Annotated in this window: 24 protein-coding genes; 13 read left to right on the forward strand and 11 right to left on the reverse strand. The window is 73.9% G+C overall.

Annotated elements, in window-relative coordinates:
• Window positions 1-100: 100 nt before the first annotated feature.
• Window positions 101-910, forward strand: coding sequence for a hypothetical protein (locus tag ACGFH8_RS16080; RefSeq protein WP_393367975.1), 810 nt, complete (start codon window positions 101-103; stop codon window positions 908-910).
• Window positions 911-975: 65 nt separating this feature from the next.
• Here the strand turns inward: ACGFH8_RS16080 and ACGFH8_RS16085 are convergent, their stop codons facing one another.
• Window positions 976-1,329: a DUF6401 family natural product biosynthesis protein gene (locus ACGFH8_RS16085; RefSeq protein WP_393367615.1), complete on the reverse strand. Its 354-nt coding sequence runs from the start codon at window positions 1,327-1,329 to the stop codon at window positions 976-978.
• Between the two features lie 156 nt (window positions 1,330-1,485).
• On the opposite strand from ACGFH8_RS16085, the gene ACGFH8_RS16090 reads away from it, so the two are divergent.
• Entirely contained in the window at window positions 1,486-1,935 is a 450-nt protein-coding gene (locus ACGFH8_RS16090) for a hypothetical protein (RefSeq protein ID WP_393367617.1), read from the forward strand.
• Here the strand turns inward: ACGFH8_RS16090 and ACGFH8_RS16095 are convergent.
• Window positions 1,932-2,141: a hypothetical protein gene (locus ACGFH8_RS16095; protein WP_393367619.1), complete on the reverse strand. Its 210-nt coding sequence runs from the start codon at window positions 2,139-2,141 to the stop codon at window positions 1,932-1,934. The two genes, ACGFH8_RS16090 and ACGFH8_RS16095, sit on opposite strands and share 4 nt — an antisense overlap.
• Window positions 2,142-2,299: 158 nt before the next feature.
• Between ACGFH8_RS16095 and ACGFH8_RS16100 the strand changes: the two genes are divergently transcribed.
• A complete protein-coding gene (locus ACGFH8_RS16100; protein ID WP_393367621.1) occupies window positions 2,300-3,568 on the forward strand; it encodes an MFS transporter in 1,269 nt (422 codons plus the stop codon).
• Here the strand turns inward: ACGFH8_RS16100 and ACGFH8_RS16105 are convergent.
• The 4 genes from ACGFH8_RS16105 to ACGFH8_RS16120 form a co-directional block, all read right to left on the reverse strand.
• On the reverse strand, window positions 3,526-3,786 hold the full coding sequence (locus ACGFH8_RS16105; protein ID WP_393367622.1) for a hypothetical protein: 261 nt from the start codon (window positions 3,784-3,786) through the stop codon (window positions 3,526-3,528). The two genes, ACGFH8_RS16100 and ACGFH8_RS16105, sit on opposite strands and share 43 nt — an antisense overlap.
• Window positions 3,787-3,915: 129 nt before the next feature.
• On the reverse strand, window positions 3,916-4,377 hold the full coding sequence (locus ACGFH8_RS16110; RefSeq protein WP_357411772.1) for an SRPBCC family protein: 462 nt from the start codon (window positions 4,375-4,377) through the stop codon (window positions 3,916-3,918).
• A 51-nt stretch (window positions 4,378-4,428) separates the two neighbouring features.
• The gene (locus ACGFH8_RS16115) at window positions 4,429-4,845 is read right to left on the reverse strand and encodes a DUF2795 domain-containing protein (RefSeq protein WP_393367624.1); all 417 of its coding nucleotides are present in this window, start codon (window positions 4,843-4,845) and stop codon (window positions 4,429-4,431) included.
• A 118-nt stretch (window positions 4,846-4,963) separates the two neighbouring features.
• Window positions 4,964-5,971 (reverse strand): YihY/virulence factor BrkB family protein, encoded by a 1,008-nt coding sequence (locus tag ACGFH8_RS16120; protein WP_393367626.1) that lies wholly within the window; start codon window positions 5,969-5,971, stop codon window positions 4,964-4,966.
• A 176-nt stretch (window positions 5,972-6,147) separates the two neighbouring features.
• Between ACGFH8_RS16120 and ACGFH8_RS16125 the strand changes: the two genes are divergently transcribed.
• Window positions 6,148-6,549, forward strand: coding sequence for a ChaB family protein (locus ACGFH8_RS16125; RefSeq protein ID WP_393367627.1), 402 nt, complete (start codon window positions 6,148-6,150; stop codon window positions 6,547-6,549).
• Between the two features lie 93 nt (window positions 6,550-6,642).
• On the opposite strand, the gene ACGFH8_RS16130 is transcribed toward ACGFH8_RS16125, so the two are convergent.
• Window positions 6,643-8,076, reverse strand: coding sequence for an aldehyde dehydrogenase family protein (locus ACGFH8_RS16130; RefSeq protein ID WP_393367629.1), 1,434 nt, complete (start codon window positions 8,074-8,076; stop codon window positions 6,643-6,645).
• Between the two features lie 72 nt (window positions 8,077-8,148).
• Here ACGFH8_RS16130 and ACGFH8_RS16135 point away from each other — a divergent pair, with 72 nt between their 5' ends.
• Complete coding sequence (locus tag ACGFH8_RS16135; protein ID WP_393367631.1) at window positions 8,149-9,756, forward strand: phytoene desaturase family protein; 1,608 nt, start codon at window positions 8,149-8,151, stop codon at window positions 9,754-9,756.
• A 200-nt stretch (window positions 9,757-9,956) separates the two neighbouring features.
• Here ACGFH8_RS16135 and ACGFH8_RS16140 read toward each other — a convergent pair whose 3' ends face one another.
• The 3 genes from ACGFH8_RS16140 to ACGFH8_RS16150 form a co-directional block, all read right to left on the reverse strand.
• Window positions 9,957-10,724 (reverse strand): polyprenol monophosphomannose synthase, encoded by a 768-nt coding sequence (locus ACGFH8_RS16140; protein ID WP_393367633.1) that lies wholly within the window; start codon window positions 10,722-10,724, stop codon window positions 9,957-9,959.
• A 295-nt stretch (window positions 10,725-11,019) separates the two neighbouring features.
• Window positions 11,020-12,021: an SDR family oxidoreductase gene (locus tag ACGFH8_RS16145; protein WP_393367635.1), complete on the reverse strand. Its 1,002-nt coding sequence runs from the start codon at window positions 12,019-12,021 to the stop codon at window positions 11,020-11,022.
• Complete coding sequence (locus ACGFH8_RS16150) at window positions 12,018-12,464, reverse strand: SRPBCC family protein (protein ID WP_393367636.1); 447 nt, start codon at window positions 12,462-12,464, stop codon at window positions 12,018-12,020. Before ACGFH8_RS16150 ends, ACGFH8_RS16145 begins: the two co-directional genes overlap by 4 nt.
• 155 nt (window positions 12,465-12,619) lie before the next feature.
• On the opposite strand from ACGFH8_RS16150, the gene ACGFH8_RS16155 reads away from it, so the two are divergent.
• Genes ACGFH8_RS16155 through ACGFH8_RS16190 form a run of 8 tightly spaced genes read left to right on the forward strand, consistent with a single transcriptional unit; the run spans window position 12,620 to window position 21,218 of the window.
• Window positions 12,620-14,311: an HAD-IIIA family hydrolase gene (locus tag ACGFH8_RS16155; protein WP_393367638.1), complete on the forward strand. Its 1,692-nt coding sequence runs from the start codon at window positions 12,620-12,622 to the stop codon at window positions 14,309-14,311.
• On the forward strand, window positions 14,308-15,282 hold the full coding sequence (locus tag ACGFH8_RS16160) for a glycosyltransferase (protein ID WP_393367640.1): 975 nt from the start codon (window positions 14,308-14,310) through the stop codon (window positions 15,280-15,282). Before ACGFH8_RS16155 ends, ACGFH8_RS16160 begins: the two co-directional genes overlap by 4 nt.
• Window positions 15,267-16,484: a glycosyltransferase gene (locus ACGFH8_RS16165; RefSeq protein ID WP_393367641.1), complete on the forward strand. Its 1,218-nt coding sequence runs from the start codon at window positions 15,267-15,269 to the stop codon at window positions 16,482-16,484. The genes ACGFH8_RS16160 and ACGFH8_RS16165 overlap by 16 nt, the downstream gene beginning before the upstream one ends.
• Window positions 16,481-17,161 carry an SIS domain-containing protein gene (locus ACGFH8_RS16170; protein ID WP_393367977.1) on the forward strand — a complete coding sequence of 227 codons (681 nt, stop codon included), beginning with the start codon at window positions 16,481-16,483 and terminating at the stop codon, window positions 17,159-17,161. The genes ACGFH8_RS16165 and ACGFH8_RS16170 overlap by 4 nt, the downstream gene beginning before the upstream one ends.
• Window positions 17,162-17,178: 17 nt before the next feature.
• Entirely contained in the window at window positions 17,179-18,603 is a 1,425-nt protein-coding gene (locus tag ACGFH8_RS16175; protein ID WP_393367643.1) for a PfkB family carbohydrate kinase, read from the forward strand.
• Window positions 18,600-19,301, forward strand: a complete 702-nt coding sequence (locus ACGFH8_RS16180; protein WP_393367645.1) for an SDR family oxidoreductase — start codon at window positions 18,600-18,602, stop codon at window positions 19,299-19,301. Before ACGFH8_RS16175 ends, ACGFH8_RS16180 begins: the two co-directional genes overlap by 4 nt.
• Window positions 19,298-20,251 carry a glycosyltransferase family 9 protein gene (locus ACGFH8_RS16185; protein WP_393367647.1) on the forward strand — a complete coding sequence of 318 codons (954 nt, stop codon included), beginning with the start codon at window positions 19,298-19,300 and terminating at the stop codon, window positions 20,249-20,251. Before ACGFH8_RS16180 ends, ACGFH8_RS16185 begins: the two co-directional genes overlap by 4 nt.
• Complete coding sequence (locus tag ACGFH8_RS16190) at window positions 20,235-21,218, forward strand: DNA topoisomerase IB (RefSeq protein WP_393367649.1); 984 nt, start codon at window positions 20,235-20,237, stop codon at window positions 21,216-21,218. The genes ACGFH8_RS16185 and ACGFH8_RS16190 overlap by 17 nt, the downstream gene beginning before the upstream one ends.
• A gap of 145 nt (window positions 21,219-21,363) precedes the next feature.
• Here the strand turns inward: ACGFH8_RS16190 and ACGFH8_RS16195 are convergent, their stop codons facing one another.
• The gene (locus tag ACGFH8_RS16195) at window positions 21,364-22,119 is read right to left on the reverse strand and encodes a helix-turn-helix domain-containing protein (protein WP_393367650.1); all 756 of its coding nucleotides are present in this window, start codon (window positions 22,117-22,119) and stop codon (window positions 21,364-21,366) included.
• Window positions 22,120-22,126: the final 7 nt, after the last annotated feature.

Raw genomic sequence — 22,126 nt, forward strand, 5'->3', positions numbered from 1 at the left:
TGATCATCGGCCGGCGGGGAAAAACGCGGCGCGTTGTGCGGACTGCTGGACCGGTAGCCGGGTATGCGCCCGGCGCAGTCCATGCGACAGGAGGGACATCATGCTGAAAACCCTCGCGGTCAGGCAGGCCGACATCGGCGATGCCATCGCCGACACCTGGAGGTCGGTGCTGCTCTTCATCCCGAAGGCAGTGGCCTTCATCGTCATCCTGGTGGTCGGCTGGCTCATCGCCAGAGCCGTCCTCAAGATCGTGGATACGGTGCTGGAACGGGTGCACTTCGACCAGGCGGTCGAACGTGGCGGTATCAAACGGGCCCTGGAGAGAACGAAGTACGACGCCTCCGACATTCTGGCCAGACTGGCCTACTACGCCGTACTGCTGTTCACGCTGCAGTTCGCGTTCGGAGTCTGGGGGCCGAACGCGATCAGTGACCTGATCAGCGGCGTGGTGTCCTGGCTGCCGCGGGCGTTCGTCGCGATCGTCATCGTGGTGGTGGCGGCCGCGATCGCCAACGCCGCCCGGGATCTGGTCACCGGGGCGCTGGGCGGGCTGTCATACGGCAAGGTACTGGCCGACCTCACGGCGATCTTCATCATCGCGCTCGGCGTGATCGCCGCACTGAACCAGGTGGGTATCGCCACCACGGTGACGACCCCGGTGCTGATCGCGGTGCTCGCCACGGTGGCCGGCATCCTGATCGTCGGTGTCGGTGGTGGTCTCGTGAAGCCGATGCAGAACCGCTGGGACGGCTGGCTGGATCGGGCCGCCCGGGAGGCTCGGGCGGTGCAGCAGCAGCGTCAGGCCAACGCGGCCGGACGCAGCGACGTGGAGCGGCAGATGGCCGACCGCGGGGGTGATCGCACCCAGGCGATGCCGCGGGTGGACGAGGCTCCGCAGTACCGCTCGTAGCGAGGCGGTACGGCACGGTGGGGAGGGTGTTCCGCGTACGGCGCGGGGTGCCCTCCCCCTGTCCGTCAGACCCCGTCGAGCGAGCGGGCCAGCGCGCAGACCGCGAGCAGCCGGGTGAGCAGCCACTCGGGGTGGCTCCAGTCCACCGGCCCGTCCGGCGGCGCCCACCCGTGCTCCAGCGCGGCGGCGCGTACCCCCTCGACGTAGCCGGCGAGGGCCGCGGCGGTCAGCGGCTGGCGGTCACCGTCGAGGCTGTCCCGCACGGCGGCCGCGTGCTGGTCGACGAGGGCCAGCAGCCCCGGTCGCGCGGCGGCGGCCGCGAGCCCGACGGTGCCGAGGGAGACGGTGAGGGCGGCCAGGGTGGACCGCGCCGAGTCGACGGCGGTACGGGTGGCGACCCGGTTGAACGGCACACGCATGGTGACCGAGGCTAACCGACAGGTGACGGCGTTGCCGTCGGCCACTCGGCGGATGTCGGCCGCGCCACGTGCCGTTCGGTGCTGACCGCGGGGGTTGATCCGGCGCAGACGGGGCAGCAGGAGAGGCACAGGCGTTTCACGGCACGGAGGCAGGCAATGGGACAGCAGCCGGACGGACCGGACGAGCGACACCGGCGACCACCCGGGGTGAGCGACGCGACGGTCGCCGCGCTCGGCAGGCTCAGCGAGGCGCTGGAGTGCGTGGAGCGGGCCCGGGGGCATCTGTACTCGTTGCACCAGTTGATCGGGCACGCCGATCTCATCCTCGGCGACGCGGTGGAGCAGTTTCGCGACGCCGGTCACCAGCAGCTCGCCGACCGGATCGACACGGAGTTGCTGGGCCGCAACGTCATCGCCGGGCGGTGGACGTTCCAGATCGTCGAGGACTTCGACGACGGCTACCACGCGCTGTTTCGGGAGTTGGACCGGCAGGCCCGGGACGAGTTGGTGGGCGGACGACGCCACCTTTACGAGGCGGAGATGAAGGAACGCCGTCGCAGCCACGGCCGACCGGGCCACGAGGCCCGGCCGGGCAGCGGACCCTAGTCGGTTGTCGCGTCGGCCGGGCGTCGGCGTGCCGCGTCATCGGCGATGATCACGGTCGCCACCATCAGCGCGACGCAGAGGCTGAACAGCCACGAGTCGTCGGCGACCAGTCGGGCGGACACGGGCGCCTGTAGGGCGGCGAGCAGGAAGCCGAGCCAGGCGAGCCGGCGCTGACGCGTCGAGAGGATTCCGGAGCCTTGATGCATCCCGAAATTCTTACGCGAGTCCGCCCGTTTGCCGTCCCCCGATCGGCCGATTCTGGATGAGCTGTCCGTTTTCTCGACCGTCCGGACACGACTTCTTTGCGCGGCGCGCAAACGGGCGCCGACGGCACTAGGGTGCCCCTGCGGCAGGATGGTGCCCCGTGTCGACCACGCCCGTACGCCCCCGCGCCTCCCTGCTCCTGCTGGCCTACCTCGCGTTCGTCAGCCTCGGTCTGCCCGATTCCCTGCTCGGCGTCGGCTGGCCCTCGATCCGGGGCGACTTCGACGTGCCGACCGACGCGGTCGGTCTGGTGCTCACCGCGGGCACCGTCGGCTATCTGACCTCGAGCGTGCTGGCCGGTTTCACGCTGGCCCGCATCGGCGTGGGCGCGCTGCTCGCCGGCAGCACCCTGCTGGCCAGCCTGGCACTGACCGGCTATGCCCTGAGCCCGGTGCTGGCCGTGCTGGTGGGCTGCGCGCTGCTGGTCGGGCTCGGGTCCGGCGCTGTCGACTCCGGGCTCAACGCGTACGCCGCCGGGGCCTTCGGGCCGCGCCACATGAACTGGTTGCACGCCTTCTTCGGCCTGGGCGTGGCGATCGGTCCGCTGATCATGACCGGGGTGCTGAGCGCCGGACTGTCCTGGCGCTGGGGGTACGGCATCGTGGCCGCCGCCCAACTCGCCCTCGCCACCGCGTTCGCGCTCACCGTGCGGGCCTGGCAACGGGGCCCGGACGCCACCGAGGCCGCAACCGCAGGGGCCGCGAGCGCTTCGGCCGTCCGGATTCCGATCGGGGCGACCCTGCGGCTGCCGGCGGTGTGGTCCGGGACGCTCGCCTTCGCGCTGTACGTCGCCATCGAGGTGTCCGCCGGCCTGTGGGCGTTCCTGCTGCTGACCGAGGGTCGCGGCCTGAGCGCGGCGGTGGCCGGCGTCTGCGTCTCCGCGTACTGGGGGAGCCTCTTCGTCGGCCGGGTCGTGCAGGGCGTGGTGGCCGAGCGGCTGGGCGCCCGGCTCGTGCTACGCGTCAGCCTCGTCGGAATGGCCGTGGGCGCGGTGCTGATCGCCGTACCCGGGCCGGCCGCGCTGGCGGTGCTCGGCCTGGTCGTGGTGGGGTTCGCCGCCGCGCCGGTGTTCCCGCTGCTCACCCTCACCACCGCCGACCGTGTCGGCGCCGCCCACGCGGACCGGGCCATCGGGTTGCAGGTGGGCGCCTCCGGCATCGGCGCGGCGCTCGTCCCGGCCGGGCTCGGTGTGTTGATCAGCAACACGTCGGTGCAGGTGCTGGGCTCGACCCTGGTGGTGCTCGCGCTGGCGTTGATCGCGCTCTACGAGTGGGGCGCCCGGCGCTCGACCGGGCGGCCGGTGTCCGCCGCAGCCGGCAGGGAGGGTCAGACGTCCGGCCCGGTCCGGCCGGTGGTGGAGGGACGGTAGGGGCGTTCCGGGTCGGTCGCCTCGCGACTGTTGCCCCGGGGCTGCCCGTCGCGGTCCGAGGCGGCCGGCCCGTGCCCGAACGCGGCTTCCTCGCCGGCGTCGTTGCCGGTCACGTCGTCGGCCTGCCCGTCGAGGCTGGAGCCCGACACGGCCTTCTCCAACTCCTCGAGCGGAAGCCGCTCCTCGTCCCGCCACACCCTGATGCTGTCGTCGGTCATGTCTTGAGCGGTACCCGGGCGCGATGATCGCAAACGGCGCCACGCGACCGGGCTCGTCGCCGGCCGGGGCGTCGACACGGCGATGGCCGCCGGGACTCCGGCGGCCATCGGGTGTCGTGCGGGCGGGGATCAGGGCTGCGGACGGTCCACCGCGCCGCGCCACGCGCCGGTCTCCTGACCGCGCCGCTCGATGTAGGTCTTGAACCGCTCCAGGTCGCCCTTGGCGCGCCTGTCGACGATGCCGAGCTTGTCGCCGGCCTGCTCGACCACACCGTGCGGCTCGAACTCGAGCTGGAGGGTGACCCGCGTCTTGTCGGCGTCGAGCCGGTGGAAGGTCACCACGCCGGCCTGCTGGGTGCCGTCGGTGGAGCGCCAGGCCACCCGCTCGTCGGGAAGCTGTTCGGTGATCTCGGCGTCGAACTCACGCTTCACCCCGGCGATGTCCACGGTCCAGTGGGTCATCGTGTCGGAGAGCTGCCGGACCTCCGACACGCCCTCCATGAACTCGGGGAACTGCTCGAACTGCGTCCACTGGTCGTACGCGGTGCGTACGGGCACGGAAACGTCCACATGTTCGGTAACGCCACTCATCTAGAGAACCTCCTTCGGCCGCTGGTGGTCATCGAGTCGGGGGACGACCCGTCACCAGCGAGTTGTCTCGTTCTTGTTGCCGAGAGCCGCCCACACCTCGGAGACCGTCTGGTAGAGGGTGCCCTCGGGCAGTCGCTCCAGCGCCGCCACGATGTCGTCCGGCGCCGCGTTCTCGCGGGCGCTGGCGATGAGCACCAGGCGGTCGCCCGGCAGCGCGCTCATCGAGATGAACCGGCCCAGCCGGCTGCGCTGCTCGACGTCCGTGGAACTCATCCCCTGCGGGGTGCCGGTACGCAGGTCGCCCGCCGGCGCGGTGGTCGTCTCCGGCTGGTCCTCGCCAGCCGGCTCCGGCACCCGCGACTCGTCGACCCGAGAGCCACCGGTCCCCGGCCCCTGCACGAGGCCGCTGACCTCCTGACTCATCTGTTCGTCGATCCTCGGTCCGTGCTTGCTGTTGCCACGCTCCATGCCTTCTGCGCTACCCGGCACCCTGCCCGGTAAACCGGCACCGGGCCACGAATGGGCCCATGGCCCGACCCGGAACCGGACGACCGGCGCGAGAGACGACCGGCGCGAGACCGGTGGCTCAGTCGTCGCCGCGCTTGCGGGGCGGCAGCACCGGGTCCTCCGGGTCGGGGTCGCCGGCCTGCAACTGCCGCCCGCGCTGCACCTCGGCGTTGATCTGCACCCCCAGCATCAGCGCCGAGTTGGACAGGTAGAGCCAGACCAGGAACGCGATGGCCGCGCCCAGGCTGCCGTAGGTCGTCCGGTACGAGGCGAAGGTGGCCACGTAGAAGCCGAAGCCGAAGGAGACCGCCGCCCAGGAGACCAGTGCCACCGCGCCGCCGGGGGTGAGCCAGCGGAAGCGGGGCTGGCGCACGTTCGGTGCGATCCAGAACAGCAGCGACAACAGCACCATCATGACCATGGCGAGGACCGGCCACTTCGCCACGCTCCACACCGTCCGGGCCAGGCCACCGGCGTTGATCAGATCGCCGACCGCGTCGGTGACCGGGCCGCTGACGATGAGCGCGAGGGCGACCACCGCGAGCAGCACGAGCGTCACCGCGGCCAGGCCGATCTGGATCGGCCGCAACTTCCAGACCGGCCGGCCCTCGGTCACCCCGTAGATGGCGTTGGAGGCCCGGGTGAACGCGCCGATGAACCCCGACGCGGACCACAACGCACCGAGCAGGCCGAAGCTCAGCAGCACCTTGGCGTTGTGCTCCTGGACCACCACGGACCGGAGCACTCCGACAACCCCGCCGTCGTCGCCGGTCACCACCGACCCGGCGCCCACCTGTTTGGCCAGGTCGACCACCGTGTCCAGGGTCCGCTCGCCGTCGGAGACCAGACCGACCAGGGCGACCACCACGATGGCGGACGGGAAGAGCGCCAGGACCCCGTAGTAGGTGAGCGCGGCGGCCCAGTCGGAGCAGTTGTCGTTGACGAAGTTCTGCACGCTGCGGACCAGCACCCCACGCCAGGTCCGCCAGCTCAGCTGCCGCATCCGGCGGGGGACACGCGTGTCAGGCGCGCCGTCGCGCGTGCCGGGTGCGCCGTCGCGCGTCGTACCGGGCTCCGTGGTCGTCATGCCCGCTCCCTGCGCCCCGGCCGCCGGATGACCGGTCGTCCGGTCGGGCCTGGCCACCGATACCCGGATCGGGAAATCGAGAAACGTGGCCGGCGTCGTGCGCGCCGCGCGTATGGTTTGCCGCCGCGTCAGCGGGGAACGGTCACGGTGACCCTGTCGGCACGGAGGAGGACGAGATGCCCGGGCGCGAGGACCTGCCCAGCACGCTGCGACGCTCCCCGGAGAAGGCGCAGCGCACCTGGGAGAAGACGCACGACTCTGCCGTGGAGACCTACGGCGAGGGGGAGCGGTCGCACCGCACCGCCTTCGCCGCGGTGAAGCACCAGTTCGAGAAGGTGGGCGACCACTGGGAGCCGAAGGGCCACAAGGGCCCGAGCGACGAGCAGGCCGCCGGCGGTGGGCCGGAACGGCGGGCGCCCACCGCCGGTGGAGTGGACGCCAACGCCACCAAGGACCACCTCATGTCGGTGGCCCGCAGGCTCGACGTTCCCGGTCGGTCCAGCATGACCAAACCGGAACTGGTCACGGCGATCGAGAAGGCCAACGACCGGGCCACCCGCAAGGCCCGCGGCGACTGACCACCACCGCGGGTGGAAAACACCGACACGGTACGGGCGGACGCGCCACCCCTGCGTCCGCCCGTACCGTTCACTGGTGCCCGCGGCCTGGCTTCACCACTGCCCGCCGCCCGGCGCCTCGATGTGCACCGCCTTCGTGGCGGTGAACTCGTCCAGCAGCTCCGGGCCGTAACCGAAGCCGTGCCCACTGCCCCGCCGTGGGTGCGCGGCCCCGCCCGGCGCGCCCCCGAACACCGCGTTGACCTTCACGGTGCCCACCGGCAGCTCCCGCCAGGCGCGCTGCGCGTGACTCATCGACGTGGTCAGCACGGTGGCGGCCAGCCCGTACGGGGAGTCCGCGGCGCAGCGCAGCGCCTCGTCGAACGAGTCGACGACCACGACCGGGGCGACCGGCCCGAACGTCTCCTCCCGTACCAACGGCATGTCGTGCCGGCAGTCGGTGACCACGGTGGCCGGGTAGAACGCCCCCGGCCCGTCCGGCGCCTCGCCGCCGGTCCGCACCCGGGCGCCGGCCGCCACCGCTGCCACGACCTGCCCGTGGACGTGATCCCGGTGCCGCCTGTCGACGAGCGGGCCCAGCTCGGTGTCCGGGTCCCGGCCCGGCCCGACCCGCAGTGCTCCGGCGCGACGGACCAGCGCGGCCACGAAGTCCTCGGCCACCTCCCGGTGCACGTAGATCCGCTCCACCGCCACGCAGAGCTGCCCGGCGTTGGCGAACGCGCCGAGCGCGGCCTGCTCCGCCGCCCACTCCGGGTCCACGCCCGCGTCCACGATCAACGGATCACTGCCGCCGTTCTCCAGCAGCACCTTCGCGCCGGTGCGAGCCGCCGCGGCGGCGATCGCCCGCCCGGTCGCCGTGGATCCCACGTGCGCCACCACGTCGACCTCCTGGGCGGCCAGCGCAGCACCGACCTCGGGACCGCCGGTGAGCAGCGACAACACGCCGGCCGGCAACGCCCGGTCAAGTGCCCGGGCCAGCAGCCAACCCGTCGCGGGCGTCCGTTCGCTGGGCTTGTAGAGCACCACGTTGCCGGTCACCAGGGCGGCGCCGAGCAGCCCGCAGGAGACCGCCACCGGGTCGTTCCAGGGCGTGAGCACGGCCACCACACCGCGGGGCTGCGGGGTCATGAAGTCCAGCGCGTCCGGTACGCCGTTGAGCGTCCGCCCGCCGCGCAGCGGAGCCAGTTCCGCGTACTGTCGCAGGGTGCCGATGCCCGCCTCGACGCCCCCGCGGGCGTCCGCCAACGGCTTGCCCATCTCGGCGGTGACCGCCGCGGACAGCTCCTCGACGACCTCCGCCACCGCGTCCGCGGCCCGGTGCAGCGCCGCGGCCCGCTCGGCCGGCGCGGTCGCCGCCCACTGCGCGGCCGCGTTGCGGGCCGCCTGCGTCGCCTTGCCGACCTCGTCGGCGGTGGCCACCGGCACCGTGCTCACCGGCGAGTCGTCCGCCGGGTCGCGCACCACCAGCTCACCGTCGTCGCCGCCAGCCCCCCACACCCCACCCACCAACTGCGCAACCGTGTACATGCGGCGCTGCATGCCCCGGCCCCGGCAGGGCAAACGCGTTTCGCCCGGTTGTGTGGCGGGTAGGCGGATCGGATGACAACCACCGCCGCGCAGAGCGTGGACGCCGTCGTCGTCGGGGCCGGCCACAACGGCCTGGTGGCGGCCAACCTGCTGGCGGACGCCGGCTGGGAGGTGGTGGTCCTGGAGGCCACGGCGGTGCCCGGCGGCGCGATCCGCTCCGCCGAGGTGACCGCGCCCGGCTACCTGAGCGACCTCTACAGCTCCTTCTACCCCCTGGGGTACGCCTCGCCGGTGCTGCGCGGCCTCGACCTGGGTCGGCACGGCCTGTCCTGGCGGCACGCGCCGGACGTGCTGGCGCACCTGCTGCCGGACGGTCGGGCCGCGGTGATCAACCGGGACCCGGACGTCACGGCCGCCTCGCTTGAGCAGTTCGCCCCCGGCGACGGCAAGCGCTGGCTCAACGCCTACACCGACTGGGTGGAGGTGGCCGAGCCCATGCTGACGGCGATCACTACGCCGTTCCCACCCGTACGCGGAGGGCTGGGCCTGCTGCGTCGGCTGCGCGTCGCCGGTGCGTTGCGACTGGCACGACGCCTGGTCCTGCCGGTCCGCAAGCTCGGCGACGAACTCTTCGACGGCGACGGCGGGCCGGCCCTGCTGGCCGGCTGCGCCCTGCACACCGACCTGTCCCCGGAGGAGGCCGGCTCCGGGGTGTACGGCTGGCTGCTGGCCATGCTCGGCCAACAGATCGGCTGGCCGGTGCCCGAGGGCGGCGCGCAGCAGATCACCAACGCGCTCGTGGCCCGGCTACAGGAGCGCGGGGGGACGATCCTCTACGGCGCCCGCGTCGACCGGGTGCTCACCGCCCGGGGCCGGGCGATGGGGGTGCGTACCGAGGGCGGCACGTTGTGGCGGGCCCGTCGGGCCGTGCTCGCCGACGTGCCCGCGCCGGCGTTGTTCCTCGACCTGGTCGGCGCGGCAGCCCTGCCGTCGCGGCTGGTCGAGGACCTGGCGCACTTCCGGTGGGACGGGTCGACGCTGAAGGTGGACTGGGCCCTCTCCGCGCCGGTGCCCTGGACCAACCGGGAGTTGGCCGGCGCCGGCACCGTGCACCTGGGCGCGGACCTCGACGGGTTGACCCACTACGCGGGCGAGCTGGCCCGAGGTGAGCTGCCCCGCGACCCGTTCCTGCTGGTCGGGCAGATGTCGGTGGCCGAGCCCAGCCACTCCCCGCCGGGCACCGAGTCGCTTTGGGCGTACACCCACCTGCCGTTCCGCCGGGACTGGCGGGCCGAGGACATCGCTGGGCACGTGCAGCGGATGGAGGACGTGCTGGAGGCGGCGGCCCCCGGTTTCCGGCAGCTCGTCGTCGGCCGACACGTCGCCGGGCCCGCCGAGCTGGAGCGGGACAACCCGAGCCTGGTCGGAGGCGCGCTGGGCGGCGGCACCGCTGCCGCGTACCAGCAGCTGTTCCTGCGTCCGATCCCCGGCCTGGGCCGAGCGGACACCCCGGTGGACCGGCTCTTCCTGGCCAGCGCGTCGGCGCACCCCGGCGGCGGTGTCCACGGCGCACCGGGTGCGAACGCGGCCCGCGCGGCGTTGGCCCGCGACCGCGCCCTCACCGGCCGCGCCTACGCCGCAGCCATCACCAAAGCCCACCAAGCCATCTACCCCACCTAACCCAAACCCGCACCCCGCCGACCACCCACCCACCCCCCGCACCCCTCCCGCGCACCGCCCACCCCCCGCCGCCGCCCGTTGATCATGAGGTTATAGCCACTCGCATCGGCGTGTCGCCGCTATAACCTCATGATCAACCGGCGGGGCTGGGTGGGGTGGGTGGGGGTGGGGCCGGGGGTTGGGGATGGGCCGGGGGTGGGTTAGCGGCTTATGTTGCGGTGTTTGCTGCGGAGGCGGAACGGCATCAGAGCGCTCTCCACCTTTGTCGCGGTGGTCATCTTGGAAATGCCGTCGCGCCGCTCCTCGAAGCGGATCGGCACCTCCAGGATGGTGTGGCCCAACTTGGTGGCCAGGTAGTGCATCTCCACCTGGAAGCTGTAGCCGTTGGACTGCACCCGGTGCAGACCGATGTCGCGCAACGCGTCCGCCCGCCAGATCTTGAAACCGGCGGTCAGGTCCCGGATGCGCACCCGCAACAGGGTGTGCACGTAGAGGTTCGCCCAGCCGCTGAGGGCCCGGCGGTACAGCGGCCAGTTCTCGTCCAGCTCCCCACCGGGCACGTAGCGGGAACCGATCACCACGCTCGCCTGGGTGGACAGCAGCGCGCCCAGCATCCCCGGCAGCGCCTCCGGCGGGTGCGACAGGTCCGCGTCCATCTGCGCCACGTACTCGGCGCCGCCATCGAGCGCCCGAGTCATCCCGTCGACGTACGCCCGGCCGAGGCCCTCCTTGCCGGCCCGGTGCACGACCTCGATCCGGTCCGGATGCTCGATGGCCAGTTTGTCGGCCACGTCGCCGGTGCCGTCGGGGGAGTTGTCGTCGGCGACGAGGATGCGCAGACCGGGCAGTGGCAGGGCGAGCAGGCGCTCCACCAGCGTGGGCAGGTTGCCCGCCTCGTTGTAGGTGGGCACGACGACGGTCAGGCGTGCGTCCCGCCACGGCGACGGTAGCGGCACAGGCTCGATCATGCGGACATCCTCGGTTTGCGGACAGGGGCTCCCGGAAAGGGTATCCAGTTGTCACATTCGGGTTGAAGAGGCACCCCTTCCGGGCGTTGCGGACGCCGCTGCCACGCCGGGCGCGCGCATCGATCCCGCTGGTCGCGAACGGTACGTGCCAGGTGGCCACGCCGACCGGTCAACGCCGGCGACTCGCTGGCGCCGACCGGTCAACGTCGGTGACCCGCCGCCGCCGAGCGGGCGGTGACCCGCGGCCGCCGACCGACCGGTCAACCTCGGTGACTCGCTGTCGCCGGCAGAGCCGTCAGCGTCGCCGACGGGCCGCCGCAGTCAGGGCGAGCGCCGCGACGGCGAGCGCGGCACCTGACAACGCCGGCTTGTGGGTGCCGACCCAGAGCGCCGCCGACCGGTTGCGGGCCTGTTCGCGGAACACGCCCGCCGTGCCCCGGTCCGTCTCGGCGTCGCCGGGGTGGTCGAGATTGTCCCGCCAGGCGCGCGGATCGATCTCGTCGCCGGTCTGCTGGCTGTCGTAGCCGTCGCGGGCCAGCTTCCGGTCGAGCAGGCCGGGGAACAGGATGTCGGCCAACCGGGCCTGCCACGTCGGACCGCCCACGTTCAGCTCCCGGGTGCCCCGGTCGGCGGCCCACACGATCGCCCGCGCGGCCAGCTCCGGTGTGAAGATCGGCGGCACCGGCTGCGGATGCCGGGGCAGCCGGGTGCGAACCCAGGAGAACTGTGGCGTGTTGACCGCGGGCAACTGCACCATCGACAGCTTCACCCCCGGGCAGTCGTGCAGCAGCTCGGCGCGCAGCGAGTCGTTGAATCCCTGGATGGCGTGCTTGCTCGCGCAGTACGCCGACTGCAACGGGATGCCCCGGTAGGCCAACGCGGAACCCACCTGCACGATCGTGCCCCGCGCGTGCGCCCGCATGTGCCGCAGCGCCGCCAGGGTGCCGTGCACCGTGCCCAGGTAGGTGACCTCGGTGACCCGGCGGAACTCCCGCGCCGGGATCTCCCAGGCCGGCGCGAACACCGACACCATGGCGTTGTTGATCCACACGTCGATGCCGCCCCAGCGGTGCACCACGTCGTCGGCGGCCTGCTGCACCGCGCCCGCGTCGGCCACGTCGACCCGGTACGCGCGTACGTCGGCGGCGCCGCGCTGTCGGCACTCCCGTTCGGCGGCGGCCAGGCCCGCTTCGCCCCGGGCCAGCAGCGCGAGCCGGGCGCCTCGGGCCGCGTACGCGTGGGCGACGGCCCGACCGACGCCGGCGCTCGCTCCGGTCACCACCACCGTCAACGTCACTGCTGCCCTTTCTGTCGGGTGGCGATGTCGGCGAGCCGGTCCAGCGTCTCCCGGTTGCGCAGGTGCAGCACCAGGTCGTTGACCTTGTTGCGGACCCAGCGCAGCGGACCGGCGGCGAAGTCCTCCCCGAGGCGGACCCGGGTGGCGCCCCCGTCGACGGGTTGCAGCGTGAAGACCACTATCGCCTCGCCGGCCGGCCAGAGGCCCGCCTTCAGCACGAGCCGGTGCGGCGGCTCGCACACCAGCACCGTCGACGCGTCCTGCAGGGAGAACGGCCACGGCCCGGCCCGGTGGTGCAGTTGGCTGCCCACCCGGGGCCAGGCGTCGTCCACGGCACGCACGTGTGCCGTGCCCACCACCCAGTCGCTGTACGTCCACCCGTCGGCGAGCACGTCGAACACCTGCTGCGGGGGCGCGTCGATCACTTTCTCCACAATCGCCACTGGGCTTCCATACCCCCGGCCGGGCGCGGGCTAACGACCGGCGGGTTAGCTTCTCCCGGACGGCGGGTAAGGCCGACTCTGGGCACCGCTGGCGGCGCTTGCCCACCCCTGGACCGACGACGTTTACTCCTTCGGGCGCAGGGAACCCGCCGGCTGTGCGACAGGACCAGGGGGATCCGTATCAGCGCAGGTCAGCCACGGTTTACGCCGCTGCTGACCGCGCCGGTTCCGCCGGGTCCGGGCGCACCACCGGCCAGAGCACCCGACCCGTCCTGTACGACGCGGTGCTGCTGGACCGCGACGGCACCCTGATCGAGGACGTGCCGTACAACGGCGACCCGGAGAAGGTGCGACCGGTGCCGGGGGCGCGGGCGGCGCTGGACCGGTTGCGGGCGGCCGGGCTGCGCCTGGCGGTCGTGACGAACCAGTCGGGCCTGGCCCGGGGCTATTTCAGCGAGGAGCAGATGCGGGCCGTGCACGCCCGCGTCGAGGAGCTGCTGGGCCGGTTCGACGCGTGGCTCGTCTGTCCGCACGACGACGCCGACGGCTGTGACTGCCGCAAGCCGGCGCCCGGCCTGGTGTACGCCGCCGCCCGGGAGCTGGGCACGACCGCGTCCCGGTGTGTGCTGGTGGGCGACATCGGGCGGGACGTCGCCGCCGCGCTGGCCGCAGGGGCGGCGGGAGTGCTGGTGCCCACCCCGGTGACACGACCGGAGGAGATCGCCGCCGCCGGCTGGTTGGCCACCGATCTGCCGGCGGCGGTGGACGAGATCCTGCGCCGCCAGCAGGCCGTGCGACCCGCGACCCCGCCGGACGACCCGGTGCGGACGGCGTTGGTGGTCCGGTCGGATTCGGCGGGGGACGTGCTGGTGACCGGGCCGGCGATCCGCGCCGTCGCGGCCGGGGCGCAGCGGGTGGTGCTGCTGTGTGGGCCGCGTGGCCGGGCCGCCGCCGACCTGTTGCCCGGCGTCGACGAGATCATCGAGCACCCGCTGCCGTGGATCGACCCCACGCCGGGGCCGGTCGACCCGGAGACGGTACGGAGTCTGACCGCGCGGCTGGGCGCGGTCGGTGCGGATCAGGCGGTGGTGTTCACCTCGTTCCACCAGTCCGCGCTGCCGCTGGCGCTGCTGCTGCGGATGGCGGGGGTCGGCCGGATCGCGGCGATCAGCGACGACTATCCGGGTTCGCTGCTGGACGTCCGGCACCGGGTGCCGGTGGGCGTCCCCGAACCCGAACGTGCCCTCTCCCTCGCCGCCGCCGCCGGCCACCGGCTGCCCGACGGCGACGAACCCGCGCTCCGGCTGCGCCGCGACGTCGTGCCGCCGCGCCCGGCCGATCTCGGCGACCCCGGGTACGTGGTGCTGCACCCCGGTTCGGCCGCGTCCAGCCGGGCCTGCCCGCCGGAGGTGGCGACCCGGATCGCCGGGGCGCTGACCGCGGCCGGGCACCGGGTGCTCGTCACCGGCGGCCCGGACGAGCGGGAGGTAACGGCCCGGGTGGCGGCGGCCGGCGGCACCGACCTGGGCGGCCGGACCGACCTGGCCGGGCTGGCCGGGATCATGGCGGACGCCAGCGCGGTCGTGGTCGGCAACACAGGCCCCGCGCACCTGGCCGCCGCGGCCGGCGTGCCCGTGGTGAGTCTCTTCGCGCCGACCGTCCCGTTCGGCCAGTGGGGGCCCTACCGGGTGCCCACCGTCCGGCTCGGCGACGCCGCCGCACCCTGCCGGGACACCCGCGCGACACACTGCCCGGTCCCCGGGCACCCCTGCCTGAGCGGCATCGACCCGGACGAGGTGGTCGACGCGCTGCGGACGCTCACCGTCAGCGGTGGTGGCCGGCGATGAACATCCTGCTCTGGCACGTGCACGGTTCCTGGACCACGTCGTTCGTGCACGGCAGCCACCGCTACCTGATCCCCACCACACCCGACCGCGGCCCGTACGGCCTCGGCCGGGCCCGCACCTACCCGTGGCCGGACAGCGCGGTCGAGGTCACCCCGGAGGATCTGCCGGGCGCCGACGTGGACCTGGTCATCCTGCAACGGCCGGAGGAGATCGAGCGGGCCGAGGCGTGGCTGCGCCGCCGCCCGGGTCGTGACATCCCGGCCATCTACGTCGAGCACAACACCCCGAAGGGCGACGTGCCGAACACCCGGCACCCGATGGCCGACCGCGACGACCTGCTCATCGCCCACGTCACCGGGTTCAACCAGATCTTCTGGGACACCGGGACCGCCCGCACCACGGTGGTGGACCACGGCATCGTCGCCCCCGCCGTCTCCTACACCGGCGAACTCGACCGGCTCGCCGTGGTGATCAACGAGCCGGTCCGGCGGGGTCGGGTCACCGGCACCGACCTGCTGCCCCGGTTCGCCGAGATCGCGCCGCTCGACGTGTTCGGGATGGGTGTGGCCGGCCTGGCCGACCACCTCGGGCTGCCCGCCGACCGGCTCGTCAGCCACGACGACGTTCCCCAGGACCGGATGCACGCCGAACTGGCCCGGCGGCGCGCGTACCTGCACCTGTGCCGGTGGACCTCGCTCGGGCTCAGCCTCATCGAGGCGATGGCGATCGGCATGCCTGTCGTCGCGCTCGCCACCACCGAGGCGGTGACGGCGGTGCCGCCGGAGGCGGGCGCCCTCGCCACCCGGACCGACACCCTGCTCGATGCCGCCCGCCGGTTCATCGCCGAACCGGCGACCGCGCGCCAGGCCGGCGCGGCGGCGCGGACCGCCGCGCGGGACAGGTACGGCCTCGACCGTTTCCTCGCTGACTGGGACCGGCTGCTGGAGGAGGAAGTATGCGGATCGCGATGATCTCGGAGCACGCCAGCCCGCTCGCCGTCCTCGGAGGGGAGGACGCCGGCGGCCAGAACACGCACGTCGCGGAGCTGTCCGCCGCGCTCGCCGCCGCCGGGCACGAGGTGCGGGTGTACACCCGCCGGGACGCGCTCGACCTGCCGGTGACCGTCCGCAGCCCGGACGGGTACGACGTGGTGCACGTGCCGGCCGGCCCGGCCGAGCCGGTGGCCAAGGACGCCCTGCTGCCGCACATGCGCGAGTTCAGCGCGTGGCTGATCGAGCGCTGGCGGGGCGGGGACTGGGTGCCCGAGGTGATCCACGCGCACTTCTGGATGAGTGGCCTGGCGGCGCTGACCGCCGGCCGGCAGACCGGGGTGCCGGTGGTGCAGACGTACCACGCGCTGGGCACCGTGAAGCGCCGCTACCAGGGCGTACAGGACACCAGCCCGGCCCGACGGGTCTCCTACGAGCGCGAGTTGGGGCGCTCGGTGGACCGGATCGTCGCGCAGTGCCGCGACGAGGTGGGCGAGCTGGTACGGATGGGCGTACCCCGGTCCCGGATGACTGTGGTGCCCTCCGGAGTCAACCTCGCCACGTTCGCCCCGCTCGGGCCGGCCGCCGACCGTGCGCCGGGACGGGCCCGGATCCTGACCGTGGGTCGGCTCGTCGAACGCAAGGGCTTCCAGACCGTGATCCGCGCGATGGCCCTGGTCGGTGACGCCGAGTGCGTGGTGGTCGGCGGCCCGCCCGAGGGGCTGCTGGAGACCGACCCGTACGCCCGGCGGCTGCGGGCCCTGGCGGAGACCTGCGGGGTGGCCGACCGGGTGCACCTGGTCGGCGCGGTACCCCGGGAGGAGATGGGCCGCTGGTACCGCTCGGCGGACCTGCTTGTCGCCGCACCCTGGTACGAGCCGTTCGGGTTGACCCCGCTGGAGGCGATGGCGTGTGGGGTGCCGGTGGTCGGCACCGCCGTCGGCGGCATCCGGGACACCGTGGTCGACGGGACGACGGGTGACCTGGTGCCGGCCCGGGACCCGCAGGCGTTGGCCAGCGCGATCCAGGGCCTGCTCGACGACCGGATCAGGCGGTTCGCGTACGCCACGGCGGCCCGCGAGCGGGCCCGCGCGCGGTACTCGTGGGCGGCCACCGCCGAGCGGCTGGTCGAGGTCTACAGCGAGGTCGCCGCCGTTCGCCGCCCGGCCCGGGTGGTGGCCTGATGCCGGCCGGCAGCCTGCTCGACACCCACCTGACGAACCTCGCCGCGGCGCTGGTGCCGTACCGGCGGTGTGAGTCGCAGTTGGCCCGCTGGGGCGCCGACCTGGCCCACCGGCTGGGCGCCGGGGGTCGCCTGTTGGTGGCCGGCAACGGCGGCAGCGCCGCCGAGGCCCAGCACCTCACGGCCGAGCTGGTCGGCAAGCTCCACCACGACCGGCAGCCGCTGTCGGCGATCGCGCTGCACGCCGAGACGAGCGCGCTCACCGCCATCGCGAACGACTACGGCTACACCGACGTGTACGCCCGGCAGGTGCGCGCGCACGGCCGCCCCGGCGACGTCCTGCTGCTGCTGAGCACCAGTGGCAGCAGCCCCAATCTGGTCCGCGCCGCGCAGGCCGCCCGCGCGGCGGGCCTGACCACCTGGGCTCTCACCGGCGTCGCCCCGAATCCCCTCGCCGACGCCTGCGACGAGGTGCTGGCCGTCGCGTCGCCGGACACCCAGGTCGTGCAGGAGTTGCACCTCGTGACCAGTCACCTGCTCTGCGAGTACCTCGAACAGGAGCTGGCGGCAGTCGCCGATCCGGTGGTCGTCCCTTCCGCGGCGGGGGAGCCGGCACCGGTGCGCAGCGGGGTCGAAGTGGTGCTCGACGGTGGGTCCGGACAGCAGGTCGACGCGTGAGCGATGGGGAGGCAAGCGTGAGAGGACCGGTGGTGGTGCTCGGCGACACCCTGCTCGACCGGGACGTGGAAGGGGTGGTGAACCGGCTCTGTCCGGACTCCCCGGTGCCGGTCCTGGACGAGACCGCCGCCAGCGACCGACCGGGTGGCGCCGGTCTGGCGGCGGTGTTCGCCGCCGCGCAGGGCGCCGAGGTGGTGCTGGTGACCGCGCTCGCCGACGACGCCGGCGGGGCCCGCCTGAGCGCGCTGCTCGCCGCGGCCGGCGTGCGGGTGTATCCGCTGGCCCTGTCCGGTGCGACACCGGAGAAGATCCGGCTGCGGGCCCGGGGTCGGGTGCTGCTGCGCCACGACCGGGGCGGCACGTCCGGGGAGCCGGGGCAGCCCTCCGACGAGGTGCTCCGGGTGATCGGGGCGGCGTCCGCGGTGCTGGTCAGCGACTACGGCCGGGGGGTGGCCCGGCAGCCGGCGCTGCGCCAGGCGTTGGCCGCCACCCGCGCGCCGGTGGTGTGGGACCCGCACCCGCGCGGCCCGGCGGCCGTCCCCGGGGTGCACCTGGCCACTCCGAACGAGTCGGAGATGCGTGAACTGGTCCCCGCCCTGCCCGGCGCCTCCCGGCTGGCCGCCGCGTCGCGTGGCGCCCAGGGGCTGCGGCGACGCTGGCGCGCCGGCGCGGTAGCGGTGACGCTCGGCGGGGACGGCGCGCTGCTCTGCCACGCCGGGTCGACACCGCTTGTGGTGCCGACCCCGGGCAGCGCCGAGGGCGACACGTGCGGGGCTGGCGACCGGTTCGCGGCCGCCGCCAGCCTCGCGTTGGCCGAGGGCGCGCTGGTCTCCGAGGCGGTGCAGGCGGCGGTCGCCGAGGCGTCCGCGTACGTGGCCGGTGGGGGAGTGGCGGCGGCGCTGCCACCGCCGGTGCGTCAGACGCCGACGAGCTTCGCCGGTCCGGGCGGTGACCGGGTGGGCGTCGCGGCGGTCGCGACGCTCCTCGGCGAGGTACGGGCCGCGGGCGGCACGGTGGTGGCCACCGGCGGCTGCTTCGACCTGCTGCACGCCGGGCACGTGGCCACCCTCCAGGCGGCCCGGCAGCTCGGTGACTGCCTGATCGTGTGCGTGAACTCGGACGCCAGCGTGGCCGGACTGAAGGGGCCGGATCGACCGGTGATGTCCGAGGGTGACCGCAGTCGGCTGCTGGCCGCCCTGAGCTGCGTCGACGCGGTGCTCATCTTCGACGAGCCGACCCCGGACGCGGCGTTGTCCTGGGTCCGACCGGACATCTGGGTCAAGGGTGGTGACTACGCCACCGGCGGTGGCGACGCCGCCGTCACCCTGCCGGAGGCGGAGGTCCTGCGCCGGTGGGGTGGGAACACGGTGGTGGTGCCGTATCTCGACGGTCGTTCCACCACCGATCTGATCGTTCGCTCCATCGGGGAGCGCACCCGATGACCGGCGCGCGGCCCGGCGCCGGGCCCACCGTCCTGGTCACCGGCGGCGCGAGCGGGCTCGGCGCGGCGGTGGTCGCCGCGGTGGCCGCCTCCGGCGGTCGGCCCATCGTGCTGGACCGGCAGCCGCCGGCCGACGGGGTGTCCTGGACCGAGTGCGACCTGGCCGACACCCGGGCCGCCGAGGTGGCCACCCAGCACCTCGCCGAGCAGGCCGGCGGCCTGGACGCGGTGGTCACCGCCGCCGGCACGGACGTGCCGGGTCGACTGGCCGACGTGCCGGGGGAGACCTGGGACCGGATCATCGCCGTGGATCTGCTCGCCACCGCGGCGGTGATCCGGGCCGCCCTGCCGTTCCTGCTCACGTCGCGGGGCCGCATCGTCACTGTCGCCTCCACGCTCGGCGTCAAGGCGGTCAGTGACGCCACCGCCTACTGCGCGGCGAAGTTCGGCGTGGTGGGCTTCACCCGCGCCCTCGCCGCCGAGCTCGCCGGGCAGGTAGGCGTCACGCTGCTCATCCCGGGCGGGATGCGTACGTCGTTCTTCGACGAGCGCGACCCGCAGTACAAGCCGGGGCCCGACGCGATCCTCAACGATCCCGCCGACACGGCCGCCGCGGTCATGTTCGCGCTCCACCAGCCGCCCGGCTGCGCGGTGCGGGAACTGGTGGTCTGCGCCGAGCAGGAGACCTCGTACCCGTGATCCTCGTGCTGCGGGCGCTCGGCGTCGGCGACCTGCTCACCGCGGCGCCCGCGCTGCGGGCGCTGCGGGCCGCGTACCCCGGTGGGGAGTTGGCGCTCGCCGCGCCCGCCTGGCTGGCGCCGCTTGTCGACCTGGTCGGCGGCGTCGACCGGCTGGTCGACACCGCCGGTCTGGATCGGCCCCCGCGGGCCGGGTCGGCGGTGTCGGTGGCGGTCAACCTGCACGGCCGCGGCCCGCGGTCGCACCTGGTGCTGGCGGCCACCCGGCCGGGCCGGCTGCTGGCCTTCGCCAACGCCGAGGCCGGCTTTGTCGACGGCCCGGGGTGGTCCGTCGACGAGCACGAGGTGGACAGGTGGTGCCGGCTGCTGTCCTGGTACGACATCGCGGCCGATCGCACCGACCTCGGTCTGCGCCGGCCCGGGTCGGCCGGGCTGCCCACCGGCGTCACAGTGCTGCATCCCGGCAGCAAGGTCCCTGCGAAGAGGTGGCCCGCCGAGCGGTTCGCCGCGCTGGCCCGGACGCTCACCGACCAGGGGCATCGGGTCCTGCTCACCGGCTCGGCCGACGAACGGGCGCTGGCGACCCGGGTGGCCGACGCGGCCGGCCTGCCGCCCGACGCCGTGCTGGCCGGCCGGACCGACCTCGGGGGGCTCGCCGCGGTGGTGGCCAACGCCCGGTTGGTGGTCAGCGGGGACACCGGGGTGGCTCACCTGGCCACCGGGTTCGGCACCGCGTCGGTGGTCCTCTTCGGGCCGGTGCCGCCGGCGCGCTGGGGGCCGCCGGTGGACCGGCCCCGGCACCGGGTGCTCTGGGCCGGCGAGGGCGATTGGCCGGGGTGGGACGGGGTAGGAAGCCACCCGACGATGGTGGCTCTGCGCCTCGACGAGGTGCTGGCCGCCGTGGCCGAGGTGGACAAGGTGGTGCGGGTCTCCGGTGCGGTTGCGGCGTAGCGACCCGGGTCGACCGGGGTACGGGCGGCGTCGGCGCGGTCGGGGCTGGCTCTTCGTCGACCCGACCGGTGCTCCGGTCCGGGATCCGGAGACGCTGGCCCGGCTGCGGGAGCTGGTCATCCCTCCGGCCTGGCAGAACGTGTGGATCGCGCCGCACGCGAACGGCCACATCCAGGCGATCGGGATCGACGCGGCCGGGCGCAAGCAGTACGTCTACCACCCGCAGTGGCGGGAGCAGCAGGACGAGGCGAAGTTCGACCGCATGCTGGAGGTGGCCCGACGGCTGCCGGTGCTGCGCGAGCGGGTGGGCCGTGACCTGGACGGCCGTGGGCTGGGCCGGGACCGGGTGCTGGCCACGGTGGCCCGACTGTTGGACATGGGCATGTTCCGGGTCGGCAGCGACCAGTACGCGGCGGGCGACGACCCGACGTACGGGGTGTCCACGTTGCGCCCCGAGCACGCCCGGTCCCGACGCGGCTGCGTGGTCCTGGTGTTTCCGGCCAAGGGTGGCATCGAACAGGTACGCCGGATCGAGGACCCGGAGCTGTGCCAGGTGTTGGCCAATCTGCGCCGTCGTCGGCGACGGGCGGATCGGCTGTTCGGCTACTGGGACGGCCGGGATTGGCGCGACGTGCGCAGCGACGAGGTCAACGGCTACCTGCGGGACGCCAGCGGCGGGGAGATGACCGCCAAGGACTTCCGCACCTGGCACGCCACGGTGCTCGCTGCCACCGAGTTGGCCACCGCCGGCCCGGGCCGCTCGGTGACGGCCCGGCGCAAGGCGGTGGTCGCCGTGATGCGCGAGGTGGCCGAGCTGCTGGGCAACACCCCGACGGTGGCTCGGGCGTCGTACGTGGACCCGCGGGTGGTCGACCTGTACCACGACGGAGTGGTGGCGTCGGTGGGTCCGGGGGCGCCCCGTGAGGAGGCCGAGCGGGTGGTCCTGGAGTTGCTGGAGAAAGCCTGACCGACCCCGTCGGCGATTTTGGGGGGATGCGCGCGACGGGGCCGGAGCCTCGGCATCACCGGGCGGCCGCCCGCCGCTCACGCGGCGGGCGCCTCGCCACGGCCCCCGTTGGCGGCCCACCTGGCGTCGGCCGGCCGCGTTGGTGTCAGTCTGCCGGCAGCGAGTTGACCGTGGATGCCTGGCGGTTGAGGATCCGCGCCAAATCCGAGCCACCGTCGCGGTGTTCCTGTGGGGTGATGCCGTACGTGGCCCGGAACGCCCGGCTGAAGTGCGCCTTGTCGGGAAACCCCCACCGCGCCGCGACGGCCTGCACGGGCAGACTGCGCAGCGCCGGGTCGGTCAGGTCGCGCCGGCACCGGGCCAGCCGCAGATCCCGGACGTACGACGCCACAGTGGTGTCCTCGGCCTCGAACAACCGGTGCAGGGACCGCACCGAGATGTGGTGGGCGTCGGCGACGAGGTGCCGGCCGAGCATCGTGGTGGCCAGGTCGAGCCCCACCGCGCCGAGCCGGCTGGCGTCGGCGGCGTGGTACTGCTCGGGGTGCCCGGTCACCTGGAGCAGAAACTGCGCCAGCAGCGCCCCGATGCCCTCGCTGCCGGACATCCGGCCGCCGTAGAGGGCGGCCATCCGCTGTGGTGGCAGCGGCAGCGCCGCGTGCGGGATCATCGTGATGATCGAGGTGGCCTGGTCCCGCTCCGGCTCGGTCGCGTGGCGGCACACGTCGTGCGGCCGGGACGCGTCGTAGAAGGTGAACTCGCCGGCCAGGATCTCGCTGCGGTCGCCGTTGTGCGCGGACCGGATGCGCAGCGGTGCCGAGGTGCGCGCCACCAGGTCCAGCCACATGCCGAACCGTTCGCCCGGTGGCAGGACGGTGGTGTCGATGGTGTCTCTCGGCAGCATCGGACTC

Source organism: Micromonospora sp. NPDC049175, assembly GCF_043197345.1.
GTDB lineage: Bacteria > Actinomycetota > Actinomycetes > Mycobacteriales > Micromonosporaceae > Micromonospora.